Annotated in this window: 17 protein-coding genes and 1 tRNA gene; 13 read left to right on the forward strand and 5 right to left on the reverse strand. The window is 61.6% G+C overall.

Going from position 1 to position 16257, the window contains the following annotated elements:
* Positions 1–24 precede the first annotated feature (24 nt).
* Positions 25–1596, reverse strand: coding sequence for an AMP-binding protein (locus KRX51_RS02905; RefSeq protein WP_218361438.1), 1572 nt, complete (start codon positions 1594–1596; stop codon positions 25–27).
* 174 nt (positions 1597–1770) lie between these two features.
* On the opposite strand from KRX51_RS02905, the gene KRX51_RS02910 reads away from it, so the two are divergent.
* The 4 genes from KRX51_RS02910 to KRX51_RS02925 all read left to right on the forward strand — a co-directional run bounded on the left by KRX51_RS02910 (position 1771) and on the right by KRX51_RS02925 (position 5546).
* Complete coding sequence (locus KRX51_RS02910) at positions 1771–2433, forward strand: TetR/AcrR family transcriptional regulator (protein ID WP_218361439.1); 663 nt, start codon at positions 1771–1773, stop codon at positions 2431–2433.
* Positions 2434–2507: 74 nt separating this feature from the next.
* Entirely contained in the window at positions 2508–3290 is a 783-nt protein-coding gene (locus KRX51_RS02915; protein ID WP_218361440.1) for an SDR family oxidoreductase, read from the forward strand.
* Positions 3291–3297: 7 nt separating this feature from the next.
* Entirely contained in the window at positions 3298–4515 is a 1218-nt protein-coding gene (locus tag KRX51_RS02920; RefSeq protein ID WP_218361441.1) for an acyl-CoA dehydrogenase family protein, read from the forward strand.
* Positions 4512–5546, forward strand: coding sequence for a phosphotransferase family protein (locus tag KRX51_RS02925; protein ID WP_218361442.1), 1035 nt, complete (start codon positions 4512–4514; stop codon positions 5544–5546). The genes KRX51_RS02920 and KRX51_RS02925 overlap by 4 nt, the downstream gene beginning before the upstream one ends.
* A 16-nt stretch (positions 5547–5562) precedes the next feature.
* Here the strand turns inward: KRX51_RS02925 and KRX51_RS02930 are convergent, their stop codons facing one another.
* On the reverse strand, positions 5563–7560 hold the full coding sequence (locus KRX51_RS02930; protein ID WP_370625046.1) for an ATP-dependent DNA helicase: 1998 nt from the start codon (positions 7558–7560) through the stop codon (positions 5563–5565).
* A 60-nt stretch (positions 7561–7620) separates the two neighbouring features.
* Positions 7621–8922: a nicotinate phosphoribosyltransferase gene (locus KRX51_RS02935; RefSeq protein ID WP_370624998.1), complete on the reverse strand. Its 1302-nt coding sequence runs from the start codon at positions 8920–8922 to the stop codon at positions 7621–7623.
* Positions 8923–8976: 54 nt separating this feature from the next.
* Between KRX51_RS02935 and clpS the strand changes: the two genes are divergently transcribed.
* The 8 genes from clpS to rdgB all read left to right on the forward strand — a co-directional run bounded on the left by clpS (position 8977) and on the right by rdgB (position 14797).
* Positions 8977–9270: an ATP-dependent Clp protease adapter ClpS gene (clpS, locus tag KRX51_RS02940; RefSeq protein WP_218361443.1), complete on the forward strand. Its 294-nt coding sequence runs from the start codon at positions 8977–8979 to the stop codon at positions 9268–9270.
* A 37-nt stretch (positions 9271–9307) separates the two neighbouring features.
* Positions 9308–9859 (forward strand): DUF2017 domain-containing protein, encoded by a 552-nt coding sequence (locus KRX51_RS02945; RefSeq protein ID WP_218361444.1) that lies wholly within the window; start codon positions 9308–9310, stop codon positions 9857–9859.
* Positions 9856–10962, forward strand: coding sequence for a P1 family peptidase (locus tag KRX51_RS02950; RefSeq protein WP_218361445.1), 1107 nt, complete (start codon positions 9856–9858; stop codon positions 10960–10962). The genes KRX51_RS02945 and KRX51_RS02950 overlap by 4 nt, the downstream gene beginning before the upstream one ends.
* 9 nt (positions 10963–10971) lie before the next feature.
* On the forward strand, positions 10972–11625 hold the full coding sequence (locus tag KRX51_RS02955; RefSeq protein ID WP_255549358.1) for a rhomboid family intramembrane serine protease: 654 nt from the start codon (positions 10972–10974) through the stop codon (positions 11623–11625).
* On the forward strand, positions 11622–12461 hold the full coding sequence (gene murI, locus KRX51_RS02960; protein WP_218361446.1) for a glutamate racemase: 840 nt from the start codon (positions 11622–11624) through the stop codon (positions 12459–12461). The genes KRX51_RS02955 and murI overlap by 4 nt, the downstream gene beginning before the upstream one ends.
* A 94-nt stretch (positions 12462–12555) precedes the next feature.
* Entirely contained in the window at positions 12556–13287 is a 732-nt protein-coding gene (locus KRX51_RS02965; protein WP_370624999.1) for an MBL fold metallo-hydrolase, read from the forward strand.
* A 52-nt stretch (positions 13288–13339) separates the two neighbouring features.
* Positions 13340–14110: a ribonuclease PH gene (gene rph / locus KRX51_RS02970; protein ID WP_370625000.1), complete on the forward strand. Its 771-nt coding sequence runs from the start codon at positions 13340–13342 to the stop codon at positions 14108–14110.
* Positions 14111–14122: 12 nt separating this feature from the next.
* On the forward strand, positions 14123–14797 hold the full coding sequence (rdgB, locus tag KRX51_RS02975) for an RdgB/HAM1 family non-canonical purine NTP pyrophosphatase (protein WP_218361448.1): 675 nt from the start codon (positions 14123–14125) through the stop codon (positions 14795–14797).
* Between the two features lie 28 nt (positions 14798–14825).
* Here rdgB and KRX51_RS02980 read toward each other — a convergent pair whose 3' ends face one another.
* Positions 14826–15206: a DUF3817 domain-containing protein gene (locus KRX51_RS02980; RefSeq protein ID WP_218361449.1), complete on the reverse strand. Its 381-nt coding sequence runs from the start codon at positions 15204–15206 to the stop codon at positions 14826–14828.
* 3 nt (positions 15207–15209) lie between these two features.
* The gene (locus KRX51_RS02985) at positions 15210–15599 is read right to left on the reverse strand and encodes a hypothetical protein (RefSeq protein ID WP_370625001.1); all 390 of its coding nucleotides are present in this window, start codon (positions 15597–15599) and stop codon (positions 15210–15212) included.
* Positions 15600–15658: 59 nt separating this feature from the next.
* Here KRX51_RS02985 and KRX51_RS02990 point away from each other — a divergent pair.
* Positions 15659–15740 (forward strand) — tRNA-Leu (locus tag KRX51_RS02990).
* The last annotated feature ends 517 nt before the right edge of the window (positions 15741–16257 follow it).

The raw sequence follows: 16257 nt of genomic DNA on the forward strand, positions 1-16257 counted from the left end.
GGGGCGGGCGGAAAAGCAGTGGGGTTATTTCAGGTTGCGGCGCAGAATCTTGCCGGTTTTGGACTTCGGAATCTCGTCGATGAACTCCACAGCGCGGACCTTCTTGTAGCCGGCGACACGGTTTTCGACGAACTCCATGATGTCGTTGGCCAGCTCGTCGGAAGGCTCAGTGCCTTCAGCAAGCACGATGAACGCCTTCGGGATTTCCTCGCCATCGCTGTGCCGGGTAACACCGATACACGCCGAATCATCAACCTTCGGGTGCTGCAGCAGCAGGTCCTCTAGCTCAGCGGGGGCGACCTGGTAGCCCTTGTACTTAATGAGCTCCTTGAAGCGGTCGACAACGTAGACATTGCCTTCCGGGTCCAACTCGGCCATATCGCCGGTGCGCAGCCAGTTGTCCTCGGTGATGGTCTGCCGGGTGGCTTCTTCATTATTGATATAGCCCAGCATCACCTGGGGGCCGCGGATCCACAGTTCGCCGGCCTCGGAATGGCCCTCACTGGGCACGTCGATCTCCGGCAAGTCGTCCTTGGAGACATCCACAATCTTGTATTCGGTATTGGCCACAGCGCGGCCAATGGAATCCAAGGGGGCCTCATGGTTGACGCGAATATGGGTTGCCGGTGAGGTCTCGGTCATGCCGAAGCCCTGGCCGACGGTGCAGCCAATACGCTTCTCGACGGCCTTGGCTAGCTCATTGGCCAGCGGGGCGGCACCGGAGAAGATAACCCGCATCGAGGACAGGTCGAATTTGTCGACGGCGGGGTGCTTCGCCAAAGCCACCGCAATCGGCGGGGCGATGAAGGCGAACTCCACCTTGTACTGCTGGGCGATGTGCAGGAAGGCGGCGAAGTCGAACTCGGCCATCGTGTACTGGGTGGTGCGGCGGTATAGGCACAGGTTGAGCAGGGCGGTCATGCCGTAGATATGGAAAAACGGCAGCACCGTCAGTGTGGGGGTATCCACGGTGAGGGCGTCTTCGGTGGCCAGCGCTGCCTGCACGACATTGCAGGTGAGGTTGCGGTGGGTGAGCTGTACTCCCTTGGGCAGGCCGGTGGTTCCCGAGGAGAAGGGGATAACCGCCACATCGTCAGGGTGGACTTCCACATCAGGGGCTCGGTGTCCTTCGTGGACGATTTCACCGACACCGTGGGTGCCGGAGAGGCCAATGATCATATCGTCGGAAATGCCGGCGTTTTGGGCGCCGAGTTTGCCTGCCCAGCCAATGGAGGATGCGGTCAGCATCATCTTGGCGCCGGAGATCTGCAGCTGCTTGGTGACGTCTTCTTCAGTCGACATTGATGCGACAGTGGTGCAGATAGCGCCGGCGCGCAGCACGCCGTGCATGGCCACGGCGAAGGTGGTGGAGTTCGGGCAGTGCAGGGCGACGACATCGCCCTTTTTGATGCCGCGGGCGGCGAGCGAACCAGCGAAAGCCTCGACGAGGATCTTCAACTCGGAGTAAGTGATGCTGCCGGCGGAGTCGACAATGGCGGTTTTATCGGCGTGTTCTTCGGAGATATCTCCAAAGAGCAGGTCGAACAGGGTGGTCTCCGGCAACGGGTAGTCGGTGATAGTCGAGGTAAGCGGCATGCTGCTCCTTAGTGTGCGGTTCGGTGTGCGGTGTTCACGGCGGAACAACCAGTAACCGGTGTCATGGTTTTATCTAGTGTAGTTCCTTTCGGGCAATGTTATCTGAATCACTATTCAATGTCTAGGGAGTTGTTGCGCTGCCGCCGCCCGGCCTGCGGTGCGTAGTCTGAGGCCATGACCGACGCCGCCACCACCCGCGAACACGCCGCCCAGAAACGCCGTGCGGCGATTCTGGATGCCGCTCGTCGCGTGTACATCCGCGATGGCTATCACGACGCTCGACTGACTGATATCGCAGCCGAGGCGGGCTGCTCCGTCGGAACGCTCTACACTCACTTCGCTGGCCGAGAAGCATTGCTCGCCGCCGTGCTGCGCAGTGTGGAAAATGACATGCGCCGACCTGCTGCCGCAGCCGTACGCAACGCCAGCCCAGGTGCGGAACTTGCCGCCACAAACCGCTCCTACCTGGAGTCATACCGTCGGAATGCGGAAATAATGGCGTTGTTGGAACAGGTATCCCAGGCGCGCAGTGATATCCGCGATATCCGTATTCAACGCGCCCAAGACTTCGTTGCCCGCAACGCGGCATGGCTGGAAAAATTGCGCGAGGCCGGGGAGATCGACGCCGGGATTGATACGGAGATGATGTCTGCGGCGCTGTCCTCGATGACCTCCCGGCTGGCCTATGCCACATGGGTGGAAGGGGTCTTCGATAACAGTGATGCCACCTTCGAGCGAGTACTAGCCACCGTTAACCGGGTGTGGTGGGCGGCCTTGGGGGTACACCCCGGGTGGGGCCTGCCGAAAAACGGTGACATGAATCCCGATTCAGTTTAGGGTTGGCGGAACTATCCCAGCTAATAGCGTTGGGAGCGACCCGGGGCGCAGCCCCACCAACGAGGACGCACACGATGATTACCTACGACTTCACCTCGCGCACCGCACTGATTACCGGAGGCACCCGCGGCATTGGCCGCGCCGCCGCCGTCACCCTCGCCAAAGCCGGCGCCAATATCGCCATCACCTCCCGCCACGACGCGGCCGCACACGCAGCCGCCGCCGAGATTGCTGCCGACACCGGCGCAAACGTCATCGGTATCGGCGCCCATGCCGGCAGCGAAGAAGCCGCCGAAGCCTGCTGCGCCGAAGTAGTAGACACATTCGGCAGCCTGGACGTGCTGGTCAATAACGCCGGCACGAACCCCGCCTTCGGCCCGCTGGTGAAGCAGAGCCGCGAAGCACTGGAGAAAACCTTCGCCATCAATGCGCTCGCCCCGGTGACATGGACTGGTGCCGCAGTGCGCGCCGGGATGGGCAACAATCCCGGCGCCTCGGTTATCAATATCGCCTCCATCGGTGCCCTCACCGTCGAGGACCACCTCGGCGCCTACGACGCGGCGAAATCCGCGTTGCTGCACATCACCCGCCAGCTCTCCCGCGAACTTGCCCCCGCAATCCGGGTCAACGCGATTTCCCCGGGCGTGGTGCGCACCAAACTCTCAGAGGCACTGTGGCGCGACCATGAGCAGGCCGTGAACTCCATCACCCCGCTGGGCCGCATCGGCGAACCCGGCGACGTCGCGCAGCTCATCGCCTTCCTCGCCAGCGACGCTGCTGGCTGGATAACCGGCGAGAACGTCGTTATTGACGGTGGTCAGCTCATCGGCACGCCGCAACCCACCCCGAAGAAATAGGCCCGATATGGATTTCCGCCCCACCGAGCGCACTAAGAAACTGCAGGCCCAGCTCGAGGCGTTCATGGCCGAGCATATTTACCCGGCCGAACGGAGCGTCGCCGAGGCCATTGCAGCCACCGGTAACTCGCACCACCACCCTGAGGTCGTCGAACAGCTCAAAGCCAAGGCCAAAGCTGAAGGCCTGTGGAATCTTTTCCACCCGCACCCCGGCACCGGCCCGGGGCTGAGCAATACCGAATACGCACCGCTTGCCGAAATCATGGGCCGCAGCCCGCACTTGGCCCCGGAGGTGTTCAACTGCAATGCCCCCGATACCGGCAATATGGAGATCCTCGAGCTTTTCGGCACTGCCGAGCATCGCGAGAAATACCTCACCCCGCTGCTTGAGGGCACCATCCGGTCCGCGTTTTGCATGACTGAACCTGGTGTGGCTTCCTCTGACGCCACTAACGTCGCTATGCGCATGGAGCCCACCGACGGCGGCTACCTGCTCAATGGCCGCAAATGGTTTGCGTCTAATGCCATGCACCCCAACCTTGCGGTGCTGATTGTTATGGGTAAGACCAGCCCTGATGCTGATGTGCACCACCAGCAGTCGATGTTGGTGGTGCCTGCCGACGCTGCTGGCGTGCAGGTGGTGCGCAACCTTCCGGTTTTCGGCTACCACGACCGCGAGGGTCATGCTGAGGTGCACTTCGATAATGTCTTCGTGCCCACCAAGGACATTCTCAAAGGGGAGGGGCAGGGCTTCGCGATCGCCCAGGCCCGTCTTGGGCCCGGGCGTATCCACCACGCCATGCGCGCTATCGGGATGGCCGAACGTGCCTTGGAGCTGATGTGTACCCGCGCTGATTCCCGGGAGACTTTCGGCCGCCCGCTGTCTAGCCGTGACAATATTCGAGACTGGATCGCCAATTCCCGCATCGATATTGAGATGGCCCGGCTTTTGACGTTGAAGGCTGCCTGGTTGATGGACGAATATGGAAATAAGGAAGCCCGCCAGGAGATTGCGGCGATTAAGGTCGCCGCGCCCCGGGTTGGTTTGGATGTGGTGGACCGGGCCATCCAGGTCTTTGGCGGCGAAGGTGTGACTGATGATGTCCCGCTGGCCACGTTCTGGGCTGGTCTGCGCGCCCTGCGCCTGGCCGACGGCCCCGATGAGGTGCATTTGATGACCATCGCGCGCGCTGAACTGCGCCGTCACCGCAAGGAGAACCGATGAGTGAATCCACCCCCACTGCTTTTGACCCGGACCGGATCGCCAAGTGGCTTGACCACCTTCCCGGCGCCACCCGTGGGCCCGTCGATTTCGAGCGCCTCGGCGCCGGCCAGTCCAACTTGACCTACCGTGCCACCGACGCGGAGGGCAACCGCGTGGTCGTGCGCCGCCCACCGCTGGGGGCGTTGCAGTCCTCGGCCCATGATGTGGCCCGCGAAGGCCGTATTATGCAGGCGCTTTGGGGCACTGATGTGCCGGTGCCGGAGATTCTTGGCATCGCTGAGGACGCCGATATCGCCGATGCGCCGGTTGTGGCGATGGCGGAGGTCCCCGGGGTTGCGATCACATCTGATCGGCATGCGGAGAAGTTCAGCCCTCAGGCGCGCCGGGCGGCGGCCGAGGGGCTTATCGACGCTATGGTCGCCATCCATAATGTTGATCTCAATGCCACGGGGCTCAATTCGCTAGCGTCGCACGAGCCGTATGCCCCTCGTCAGCTGCGTCGTTGGTCGCGGCAGTGGGAGCGCACCCGCACTCGGGACTCGGCTGCCTTGGATAGTCTCACCGAGCGCCTTGAGAACACCATCTCGGCGCAGGATCGTACTGTGTTGGTTCATGGTGACCTGCACCTGGGCAACCTGTTGTGTCAGCCGGAGACCGGCGCGGTGCTAGCCGTTGTGGACTGGGAACTGTCCACCCTCGGTGATCCGCTTGCCGACGTCGGCAGCTTGCTTGCCTACTGGCCAGAGCGTGATGGATTGGTCTTACCTGGTTTCGCCGCCGCTTTGCAGGAGGGCTTCCCGACGGGGCAGGAGCTGGCCCAGCGCTATATCGATGCCACCGGTTGTGATGGCAGCGCTTTGGCGTACTGGCATGTGCTGGGTTTGTGGAAGGTCGCCATTATTGCTGAAGGGGTGGTGCGTCGGGTGCGTGATATGCCCGCCAATGCTGCACCGGATGGGGCTCCCACGGTGGAGATGGTTGACCACCTCATTGCTTATGCCGTCGGTGCTGCCGACCGCGCCGGGCTGTAACCGGCACTAGCTAGCGTTAGTGCGCGGCGTTAAGGCGCTCTAGTGGCTTGAGGGCGTGCTGCACATTGGTGGTGAACCAGAACGGCGGCATTGATTTGCGCAACCACGGCCCGTACCGGGCGGTGACCAGGCGCGGGTCGAGCACTGCGATGACGCCGCGGTCATCGACGGAGCGCAGCAACCGGCCGGCGCCCTGGGCAAGCAGCAGGGCTGCGTGCGTGGCTGAGACCTCCATGAACCCATTGCGCCCGGCATTATCCGCAGCCCGCGCCCGCGCGGAGGACAGTGGGTCATCGGGGCGGGGGAAGGGGATGCGGTCAATCATGACCAGCGACAGTGCTGGCCCAGGCACATCCACGCCTTGCCACAGCGATAAGGTCCCGAATAGGCAGGTTTGCGCATCGGCGGCGAACTGGTCGACGAGCGCCCCGGTGGTGTCTTCGCCCTGGCAGAGGATCGGCATTTCGAGGCGCTGACGTAGCTGTTCGGCGGCCCGCTCGGCGCCACGCCGCGAACTGAATAGTCCCAGTGTGCGGCCCCCGGCAGCGGTGATGAGTTGCTCCATGCGGTCCAGCATTGCCGGGTCAGTGCCCTCTCGTCCGGGGCGCGGCAGGTCGCTGGCCACGTACAAAATGCCGGACCGGGCCGGATCGAAGGGGGAGCCCACATCGAGGCTGGTGAAACTGTTTTTCGGCAGTCCCCAGGTGGCGGCCATCGCGTCGAAACGCCCACCTAAGGTCAGTGTTGCTGAGGTCAAGACGACCGTGGATTCACCGAAGAGGCGCTCGCGCAGCAGCCCAGAAATCGACAGCGGTGCCACAGTGAGGACCTGGTCCTCATTAGCCCACACCACATCGGGCCCAGCACCAGGATCATCCTGCTCGAATTGCTCCAGTACCCGCACGCAGGTGTCGTGCAGGGTTTCGCACATGGCCAGCACGGTTTGCCGGTCGGCGTCTTCACCCTGGCTGGAGGTCTGCAGTGCGGTGACCGTGGCATGCAAGGCGTTGCGCAGCGCTGCCAGTGCATTGCCGACGGCGGGGTCGAGCTCCACCCACCGGCATTGCACCTGGTCCCCGAGATCGTGCAGCAAGGTGTGGAACGCATCATTGGCATCATTGAGCCGGTCTGCCTGGTCCTCCGCGCCGAATTTCTTTGCCCTGGTGGCGGCGTTAGCAATGGCTCGGCGACTGAGTTCTTCAGTGGCCATACCAGTGATCCGGGATTCCAGTTCATGGGCCTCGTCAACGATGACCTTGGAGTGTTCCGGCAGCACCGCCGCATCGGTCATCGCATCGATAGCCAGCAGTGAGTGATTGGTGACCACCACATCGACCATGCTGGCCGCCCGGCGCGCCTGTTCGGCGAAACATTCTTCACCTTCCGGGCACGGTCCAGCAGCGGCGCGTTCTTTCGAGGTCATCGACACCATCCGCCAGGCCCGGTCGGAAACACCGGGGACGAGTTCATCGCGGTCCCCGGTGGTGGTGTGCCTGGCCCATTCGCGGATACGCAGTACTTCAGCGGCCTGGCGGCTCAGCGCTGCCTCGTTAATGATTTCTGCCTGGTCAGTGTCGTTATTGTGTGGGTCCGCGGTCTCAGTGCGTTCCAGTTTGTCCAGGCAGACATAGTTATTGCGGCCTTTGAGGATCGCGAAGGTCGGGGTGCGCCCCAGCGGGCCGGAGAGCGCTTCAGCCAGGCGCGGCAGGTCCCGGTCGACAAGCTGGCGTTGCAGCGCGATAGTCGCCGTGGATACCACCACAGGTCCCCCATCGGTCATTGCCGAACGGATCGCGGGAACCAGGTAGGCCAGTGATTTACCCGTGCCGGTACCGGCCTGCACAGCAACATGCTTGCCAGAGCTGAGTGCTTCGTGCACGGCGCGGGTCATTGCCACCTGGCCATCGCGGCGGCTACCACCGAGCTCGTCAACAGCGATTGCCAGCAGGCCCTCCACCTCATCGGCGGTGGCGGGGTCGAGCAGGTCCGCCTCGTCGTGCACATCGCCGGCAATATCGACCTCGGGGGTGTCGAAATCAGCGGCTACCTCGTCGAAGAAATCAGACACAGTGGGCTAGACGCGGTCGAAGCGAACCTGAATAACAGGCTCGTCCCGGGAGAGCGCCAGGCCCTCCCACGGCAGGGTGATGAGGCGGGCAGCTAAGTGTTCCCGCGACTGTTCCAACGTCGGCAAGCCCTCGATGACCTCACCATCGCGCATCAACGCCACGGTGAGCGGGTGCGACTGCAAGGTACCGATCTGCGGCTGCTCAGCGCCCAAGGGGTAGGCGACTTCTTCGACCGCCGTGCCAGAGCGTCGGCAAGCACGCACCGCAGCCTTGGCGCCACCATGTGAATGCTTATCCCGCGAGCGTTTCGCCACCGGCACCCCCTCAACCTCGACGAGCTTGTACACCAGGCCAGCGGTGGGGGCCCCAGACCCAGTGACCACGGAAGTGCCCACACCATAGGCGTCGACGGGCTCTGCGCGCAGCGCGGCAATGGCGAACTCGTCGAGGTCAGAGGAGACCACGATGCGGGTGTTGTGGGCGCCGAGGTCATCAAGTTGCTGGCGCACTTTACGGGCCAGCACACCAAGGTCACCGGAGTCGATGCGTACCGCACCAAGTTCCGGGCCGGCGACCTCAATGGCGGTGGCAACACCTTGGGTGATGTCGTAGGTATCCACCAGCAACGTTGTGCCGGTGCCCAGAGAATCAACCTGGGCGCGGAAGGCACCTGCCTCATCGGCATTGCCATCGGCGTCGGTATGCAGCAGGGTCCACGAATGCGCAGAGGTACCCGAGGCTGGGATGCCGTATTCCTTCGATGCCTCCAGATTCGAGGTGGCATCGAAACCGGCGAGGTAGGCGGCGCGGGCGGCGGTGACAGCGGCGGTTTCCTGGGTGCGGCGCGACCCCATCTCGATAATGGGTCGGCCATCAGCGGCGGTGACCATACGTGCGGCGGCGGAGGCGACCGCGGAATCGGAGTTGAGAATCGACAGGATGAGTGTTTCTAGGATCACGCATTCGGCGAAGGTGCCGCGCACAGTCAAAATCGGGGAGGCCGGGAAGTACAGTTCGCCTTCGCGGTAGCCGTCGATATGCCCAGTGAAGCGGTACTGGCGTAAGTACTCGATGGTGTCTTCGTCGAGGAAATCAAGGGTGGCCAGCTGCTCTTCGGTGAACCGGAAGCGGGTGACCGCGTCGAGAACCCGGGCGGTGCCGGCAACCACACCGTAGCGGCGTTCATTGGGAAGGCGCCGACCGAAGACCTCGAAGGCGCACTGCCGGTGGGCGGTGCCATCGCGCAGAGAGGCCTGCAGCATGGTCAATTCGTACATATCGGTAAGTAACGCGGTCGATTCAGTCACGACGCCGAGTCTAACCCGGTGCACGTATCAATTGGCGTCGTTATTCTGGTGAACATGACCATGCCTGCCGCAACCCCAATGGAGGTCGCCGACCCCCATACGGAGACCAAGGCCGATAAACCGTGGCTCTGCATTGTCTGGGATGACCCAGTCAATCTGATGAGCTATGTCACCTACGTGTTCCAGATGCTGTTCGGGATGGGCCGCCAGGAGGCCCACGAACTAATGCTGAAGGTGCATGAGGAGGGTCGTGCTGTGGTGTCCTCGGGCGAGCGTGACAAAGTTGAATCCGATGTGAAGAAGCTGCATAAGGCTGGCCTGTGGGCCACAATGCAGCAGGCCGAGTAGACGCCGGGCCGCCGCCCCGGGAAGGAGCATCCCCTCAATGCAGCCTTGGAAACGCAAGCGTTCTCTTTTGCGTGGCGGCATCCGCTACCAGGCCGTCCTGGAGCCGCAGGAGCGACAGCTGCTCGGCGAACTGGCGGTGACGGTATGCGATTCGCTGATGGAGCGCGCCCGCACTGCGCCAAAAGATGAGTTGTCAGAACTCACCGGCATGGTCTCGGGGCATTCCGAAGCCCCCGATGACCCGCGCCTGGCGCGATTATTGCCGGATTTCGAGAAGCCTGATGATGAGCAGTACGACGGTGAGAACGCGATGCTGCGTTCGTTGCATGAGTCCGATATCACCCGCGGCAAATTAGAGCAGCTGCGCACAGTGATTGAGGCCCTGGAGCCCGCCGACGATGGTGTGGTCACCATCACAGAGGAACAGGCTCATGCGTGGCTGGCTGCGATTAATGACCTGCGGCTTTATTTACATGCGTCGTTGGAGAATCTCGCTGGTCCGATGGAGCACGCCGAGCAAACCGACATGTTCTACCAGTGGCTGACCTATAACCAGGAGTCTCTGGTTGAGGAGCTCATGCGCGCATGAGTGCTCAGCGCAATCCCCAGGGCGCGGCTGCGGTTTTCGGTGGGCGTGCCGACGTTGGCGCTGACGCTTTTGCTGAAGCCACCGTCGGTGTGCGCGTTGGCCATGCCAGCAGTGGTGATACTGGTGTGACGGTTCTTATCCCCGATGTGGCCGCCATCGGTGCGGTTGATGTGCGTGGGGGAGGACCCGGCACTCGGGAAACTGACTTACTTGATCCCTCCAACACTGTGCAGCGTGTTCACGCTATTGCCTTGTGTGGTGGGTCCGCGCCGGGCCTGGCTGCTGCTGATGGTGTGTTGGCTGCGTTGCGGGATAACGGCGTCGGTGTGCAGGTCAGTGAGGATCACCCGGATATCCGAATCCCGGTGGTGCCTGCTGCGGTGATTTTTGATCTGCTTGTCGGGGCGGCTGATGCGCCTGATGCTGAGCTGGGCCGGGCTGCTTTTGACGCGGCGAGCGCTGGGCCTGCCCAGTCCGGCAGTGTGGGCGCGGGGACCGCCGCGATGGCCGGTGCGCTCAAGGGCGGGGTGGGGCAGGCTGTGGTGCGGTTCGATAGCGGCGCTTATGTGGCTGCTGTTGTGGTGGCGAATCCCTTGGGGGCGGTGGTTGGGCCCGATAATAGGCTCTACGGTGACCCGGACTGGGGCACGTTGGATAGTGATGCCCGGGCCGGTTTGGACACAGTGTTTGTGGGATTGACCAAGGTATTGCGCCGGGAGGAGGGTTCTGATTCGGCGGATTCGGCAGCTTCGGCAGCTTCCGACGGTGCTGCGTCGGCGTTGAACACCACTATTGGTGCGGTCATCACCAATGCGCCGGTTACTGCGGCCCAGGCACGCCGCCTGGCTATGGCCGGCCATGATGGTATGGCCAGGGCGATTCGCCCCTCCCACTTGCCTTTTGATGGGGACACCCTGTTTTGCCTGGGTGATGTTGGTTCCGGCACGGAGGACAACCCGGCGGGGGTGAGTCCTGAGCAGCTGGCTGGACTGAGCGCTGCTGCTGCTGATGCGGTGCAGTTCGCCATTGTTGATGCGGTGCGCAGCGCCACCAGTCGTGGTGGGGTGCTAGCTTTTGCGGAACACGCAACCGCGGCACGGTGAGGAGTAACGATGGCACCAGGTTGGTATGGCAATCCGACGCGGGCCTATGGCGCCCAGCCCACGGTTCGGCGCTCGCCGCGTATGGCCCCCGCCCCCACCCAGCGTGATGGTGGCCCTGGGGTAGCTATTCGCACTGCCTTATGGTTCGTCGTCGTGATTTGGGCGGTGTTTTTCATCAACCGCTTCTTTTTCGCCGGAACCCTGAATTATTTCGGTGTGCGCCCGTGGGACCCGCAGGGTTTGTGGGGGCTGCTGTGCGCGCCTTTTCTGCATGCTGACCTGGCGCACCTGATGGCTAATACGGTGCCGGCGGCGATTTTCACTGGTTTGATTGCGTGGAGTTCGCGCAGGTTATGGTTTCGTGTCACCATCATCGTGATGATCATTTCCGGGCTTGGTGCCTGGCTGACTGGCAGTTTCGGGCAGGTCCATATCGGTGCGTCCGGTCTTATCTACGGCTGGTTGGCGTTTTTGTTGGTCCGTGGGTTTTATAACCGGTCGGTGCGGCAGATCTTGCTGGGCATTGTCTTGTTGTTCTCTTATTCCGGCATGTTGTGGGGAGTATTCCCCACCCAGATGGGCGTGAGCTGGCAGATGCACCTTTTCGGTGCGATTGGCGGCATCGTGGCTGCGGCCCGCATTAGTGGAAGGAATCGTGCGTGACTCACCCCAATCTGCCCACTGATCTCGATGTGGACCGCACTGCACCGATCGGCATTTTCGATTCCGGTGTTGGTGGTCTTACGGTGGCGCGCACCATCGTCGAGAAGCTACCGCAGGAATCGATCATCTATATCGGCGATACCGCCAATGGTCCTTATGGGCCGCGCAAGCTCGCCGACGTGCGGCATTATGCGCAAAATATTGCCGACGATCTCGTCGACCGGGGCTGCAAGATGATTGTCATTGCCTGCAATACGGCTACCGCGGCGTTCTTGCGGGATGCCCGCGAGCGGTACCCGGTGCCGATTGTCGAGGTAATTGGGCCGGCGGTGCGGCGTGCGGTGGCAACTACCCGCAATGGCAAAGTCGGTGTGATTGCTACCTCGGCAACTATCCGGTCTAGGGCGTATCAGGATCTTTTCGATGCCATTCCGACGGTGGAGGCCGGGGCGGTGGATTGCCCTCGTTTCGTGGATTTCGTCGAGCGGGGGATCACCTCGGGCCGCCAGATCCTGGGGATTGCCGAGGGGTATCTGGCGCCGTTACAGGAGATGGGGGTCGATACGTTGGTGCTCGGCTGCACGCATTACCCATTGCTTTCTGGTGTGGTGCAGTTGGCGATGGGCCCGGATGTGTCGTTGGTGTCCTCGGCGGAGGAGACCGCTAAGGATGTGCTGCGGGTGCTGAGTGAATTGGACTTATTGGCCGAGCCGGGGGTGGACCCGCATCCGACGTTGAGTTTTGAGGCCACTGGCGATCCGGAGCCGTTTTTGCGGCTTGCCCGGCGCTTCCTCGGTCCGGCCGTAACAGATGTCACAGGCGGCGCGATAATGTGAGATCAGCTCCCATAATGGGGTTGTCTTTCCTGCATTCACCATCACGTGGCACGATAGACGTATGAACGTCACGGTTTTGGGGGCCTCAGGGAGCATGTCGGCTCCAGGTGAGCCCGCATCCGGCTACCTGGTGCAGGGACCCGAAGGTGCGCTGGTCATGGACTTAGGCCCGGGGTCTTTTGGTGAATTGCAGCGCCATATTGATCCCTGCTCGGTCGATGTGGCTCTGTCCCATTTGCATGCTGACCATTGTTTGGATCTGCCCGGCATGATTGTGTGGCGCCGATTCCACCCCAAGGATGGGGGAGGCGCCAAGGCGAACCTTTTCGGCCCCTCTGATACTGCTGAGCGTATTGGTCGCGCTTCGGCAGAAACTGGCGACAGCATTGATGACATCTCCGACACGTTCAATGTGCATACTCTCACCGCCAGGCAGTCTTTCCAGGCCGGTGGTATGACTGTGACTCCTTTCCCGATGGTTCACCCCATTGTGACCTTCGGGTTCCGTGTCGAATCCGCCGACTATTGCATGGCTTATACCGGTGATACCGCCTGGACTGATGAGCTGGTGGAGATGGCCCAGGGCGCGGATTTGTTGCTAGCTGAAGCCACGTGGTGCGGCAGCGCAGAAGGCCCTGTTGCGGGTATGCACATATCTGGTTTCGAGGCTGGTCGCGCCGCCCGTGAAGCTGGGGTGCGTGAGCTGGTGCTTACCCATATTCCGCCATATAACGATAAAGAGGCAGCCTTGGCGGCAGCTCGTAGTGAGTTCGACGGCCCGGTGAGTCTGGCGTACTGCGGGCGCGTTATTGAAGTCGGCAACTAACCAGTTGCCCTCAGCCGACGTTTGCGTCGGGGGCGTAGGTACGGTGGGGTGCATGACTTCGATGAATCAGAACACCAACCGTGCCGATGGCCGTGCCAATGATGAGATGCGCAAGGTGTCCATCACCCGTGGTTTCACCGATAATCCCGCGGGTTCTGTGCTGGTGTGCTTCGGCAATACCCGTGTGATGTGTACCGCCAGCGTTGAGCAGTCTGTGCCTCGTTTTAAGCGCGATTCCGGGGAAGGCTGGCTCACCGCCGAGTACGCCATGTTGCCGGCCGCCACGCATGACCGGATGCCCCGTGAGGCAATGCGCGGCAAGGTGAAGGGCCGCACTCACGAAATCTCTCGCCTGGTGGGCCGGTCCCTGCGTGCTGCGGTTGACCTGCGTGCGCTCGGTGAAAACACCATCAATATCGATTGTGATGTGCTGCAGGCCGATGGTGGTACCCGTACTGCCGCTATCACTGGCGCTTATGTCGCCTTGGCTGATGCCCTGACGTATCTCAAGGCCGCTGGCGCGGTTTCCGGCGATGCGTTGCAGCCCCCGGTGGCTGCAGTGTCGGTGGGCATTATCGATGGTGAGGTTCGCCTGGACCTGCCCTATGAGGAGGATTCCCGCGCTGAGGTCGACCTCAATGTCATCATGAACGCCAATGATGAGCTCGTTGAGATTCAGGGCACGGGTGAGGAAGGTACCTTCAACCGGGCCCAGCTCAATGAGATGCTTGATGTCGCAGAAAAGGGTCTGCGGGAGCTTATTGCTGCTCAGCAGCAGGCGCTGAGTGCGCCGTACCCGGGTCAGCTGCCGGGCCAGCAGTAGGGGAGTGTGCCGATGAAATTGCTCGTCGCCTCCCGCAATGCCAAGAAGCTCATCGAATTAGAGCAGGTGCTTGCCGACGCTGACCTCGACCAGATCGAACTGGTCAGCATGGCCGATGTGGACGATTACCCTGAGCGCCCGGAAACGGGCGCAACGTTTGAGGACAACGCCATCATCAAGGCTATTGACGGGGCTAATGCCACTGGTATGGCTTGTCTTGCCGACGACTCCGGCCTGAGCATTGAGGCCCTGGGCGGTATGCCGGGTGTGCTGTCTGCCCGCTGGGCCGGCAAGCATGGTGCGGACACCGCCAATTTAGAGTTGGTGCTGGCCCAGATGGCCGATATTCCAGCTGGTCGGCGTAGCGCGAGCTTCATGTGCGCTATTGCTATTGCTACCCCTGGTCAGCAGCCCGATGGGGTCGCTACCGTGCGTGGCCAGTGGCCAGGCCGGATCGCTGAGCACGCCCAAGGCGATGGCGGTTTCGGCTATGACCCTATTTTCATTCCGGCGGAAGAAGACCAACGCCGTATCGGTGGGGCTGGTATGACCGACTCTGCTGCACATAGGCGCACTGCCGCTGAGCTCAGTGCGGAGCAGAAAAATGCGATTAGCCACCGCGGTCGGGCCCTGCGGCAGGCCGTATCGGTGATCGAAAAACTCGCGGGAGAGCCCGGACTGGGCTAACCCGCGAGTGAGCTGAATCTAGACGGCGCTACGCCAGGTCAAACTTTTCTTCGACCTCGTGGCGCCGTTTGGCTTCCACGAAGAACGACAGCATCGGTACAACGCCACCAAGTGCGGTGATGACCCATTTCATCGGTTCCCAGCGGGCTTTCACACCCAGATTCACCACGGCGATCATGAACGCCATGTAGCAGTAGCCGTGCACCACAGCGACGGTGGTGAACCAGCCAGGCTTGGTTTGGCCGTCGGTGAAGCCGTAACCCATGAAGCCGTAGATAGCGATCATGACTGCGCACAGCAGTAACAACATGAAACCGGTGATGTAGGCGGTCACGGAGAAAAACGTCAGGGCGCGCTTGACGCGCTTGATTCGAGTGGGGTTGGGGGACGAGGGCACTGGTTCAGTCACTGGTTAACGCTCCTGGTCAGTAGTGTCTTCGTAGCTCTGCTGCGTCGTGGCCGATTCGCTACCTGGGCGCGGGGGCAGAAACCCCTCAGGGATTTCGGTCATCGTGTCATCGTCGGTATTAACTGCGGCCTCGATATTGCCTGCAGCTCGTTCCTTCTCGTATTCCATATAGCGCCGGTAGGCCCAGATGAAGAACGCACCGAAAGCGGGCCACTGCAGGGCGTATCCGAGGTTCTGGAACGAACTGGTGGTCTCCCAGCGGCTGAACTGCCAATAGGCCAGCAGCATAGTCGCAGTGACCGCAGCGATGAGGAAGATGAGTTGCACCACCCGCACACGCCGACGCGGCGGCTGGGACGCTGGGGCGTGGTCTATTTGTGGAGTGGAGGACACGCCTACTAGCCTATCTGGTGAAGCATTTCCGTGGCCTCAAGACCCCGGTTAAGTTTTCCGCGCCTGTGGCGGAATTGGCAGACGCGCTGGATTTAGGTTCCAGTGTCTTATGACGTGGGAGTTCAAGTCTCCCCAGGCGCACAACACCCCGTTTACCTGCGTAAACGGGGATTTTCTTTGTGTGGCGCACAGGTGCAAAATCAAAAACACGTACAAAAAAGGGCACATCTGTTCAGAAAACCCCCGCCCCGGTGCGATACCGGAGCGGGGTTCTAGAAGGTATCTGCAGTCGCTGGAGACACAACTAGTGGGGGTATTACCCATCGTCAGACGTGGAGCGATTCAGTAGCTGCGGCACCATAAATATCAACAGGGCGATGAGCAGGACTACTCTGAGTCCAAAAAGTACGAGTCCAGGGGTTGCGCTCCCCGTGGCACCTGTTGTGTTTGCGTTATCGAATCCAGTTCTCAACACCCACGTCCCAAAGGCAATGAGTAGCACGCTGAGAATGAACCAGCCTGTAGCAACTGCCCTCGTTTTCATAGTTCGTGTTTCACCTCAAGGTATCTTCGGCTCACCGTTAGCTATACGGCACGATGGTTGACTACTTATGCTAGTTCCGCCGCCGGGGTGGGGCTTGTCAACGAACTACCTTTG

Origin of the sequence: Corynebacterium sp. TAE3-ERU12 (assembly GCF_019209905.1) — a bacterium.
In the GTDB taxonomy this organism is placed as follows: domain Bacteria; phylum Actinomycetota; class Actinomycetes; order Mycobacteriales; family Mycobacteriaceae; genus Corynebacterium.

Coding starts and splice junctions, on each gene's coding strand:
- KRX51_RS02905 (WP_218361438.1), bottom strand. CDS start 1,596: ATGCCGCTTACCTCGACTATCACCGACTACCCGTTGCCGGAGACCACC.
- KRX51_RS02910 (WP_218361439.1), top strand. CDS start 1,771: ATGACCGACGCCGCCACCACCCGCGAACACGCCGCCCAGAAACGCCGT.
- KRX51_RS02915 (WP_218361440.1), top strand. CDS start 2,508: ATGATTACCTACGACTTCACCTCGCGCACCGCACTGATTACCGGAGGC.
- KRX51_RS02920 (WP_218361441.1), top strand. CDS start 3,298: ATGGATTTCCGCCCCACCGAGCGCACTAAGAAACTGCAGGCCCAGCTC.
- KRX51_RS02925 (WP_218361442.1), top strand. CDS start 4,512: ATGAGTGAATCCACCCCCACTGCTTTTGACCCGGACCGGATCGCCAAG.
- clpS (WP_218361443.1), top strand. CDS start 8,977: ATGACCATGCCTGCCGCAACCCCAATGGAGGTCGCCGACCCCCATACG.
- KRX51_RS02945 (WP_218361444.1), top strand. CDS start 9,308: ATGCAGCCTTGGAAACGCAAGCGTTCTCTTTTGCGTGGCGGCATCCGC.
- KRX51_RS02950 (WP_218361445.1), top strand. CDS start 9,856: ATGAGTGCTCAGCGCAATCCCCAGGGCGCGGCTGCGGTTTTCGGTGGG.
- KRX51_RS02955 (WP_255549358.1), top strand. CDS start 10,972: ATGGCACCAGGTTGGTATGGCAATCCGACGCGGGCCTATGGCGCCCAG.
- KRX51_RS02965 (WP_370624999.1), top strand. CDS start 12,556: ATGTCGGCTCCAGGTGAGCCCGCATCCGGCTACCTGGTGCAGGGACCC.
- rph (WP_370625000.1), top strand. CDS start 13,340: ATGACTTCGATGAATCAGAACACCAACCGTGCCGATGGCCGTGCCAAT.
- rdgB (WP_218361448.1), top strand. CDS start 14,123: ATGAAATTGCTCGTCGCCTCCCGCAATGCCAAGAAGCTCATCGAATTA.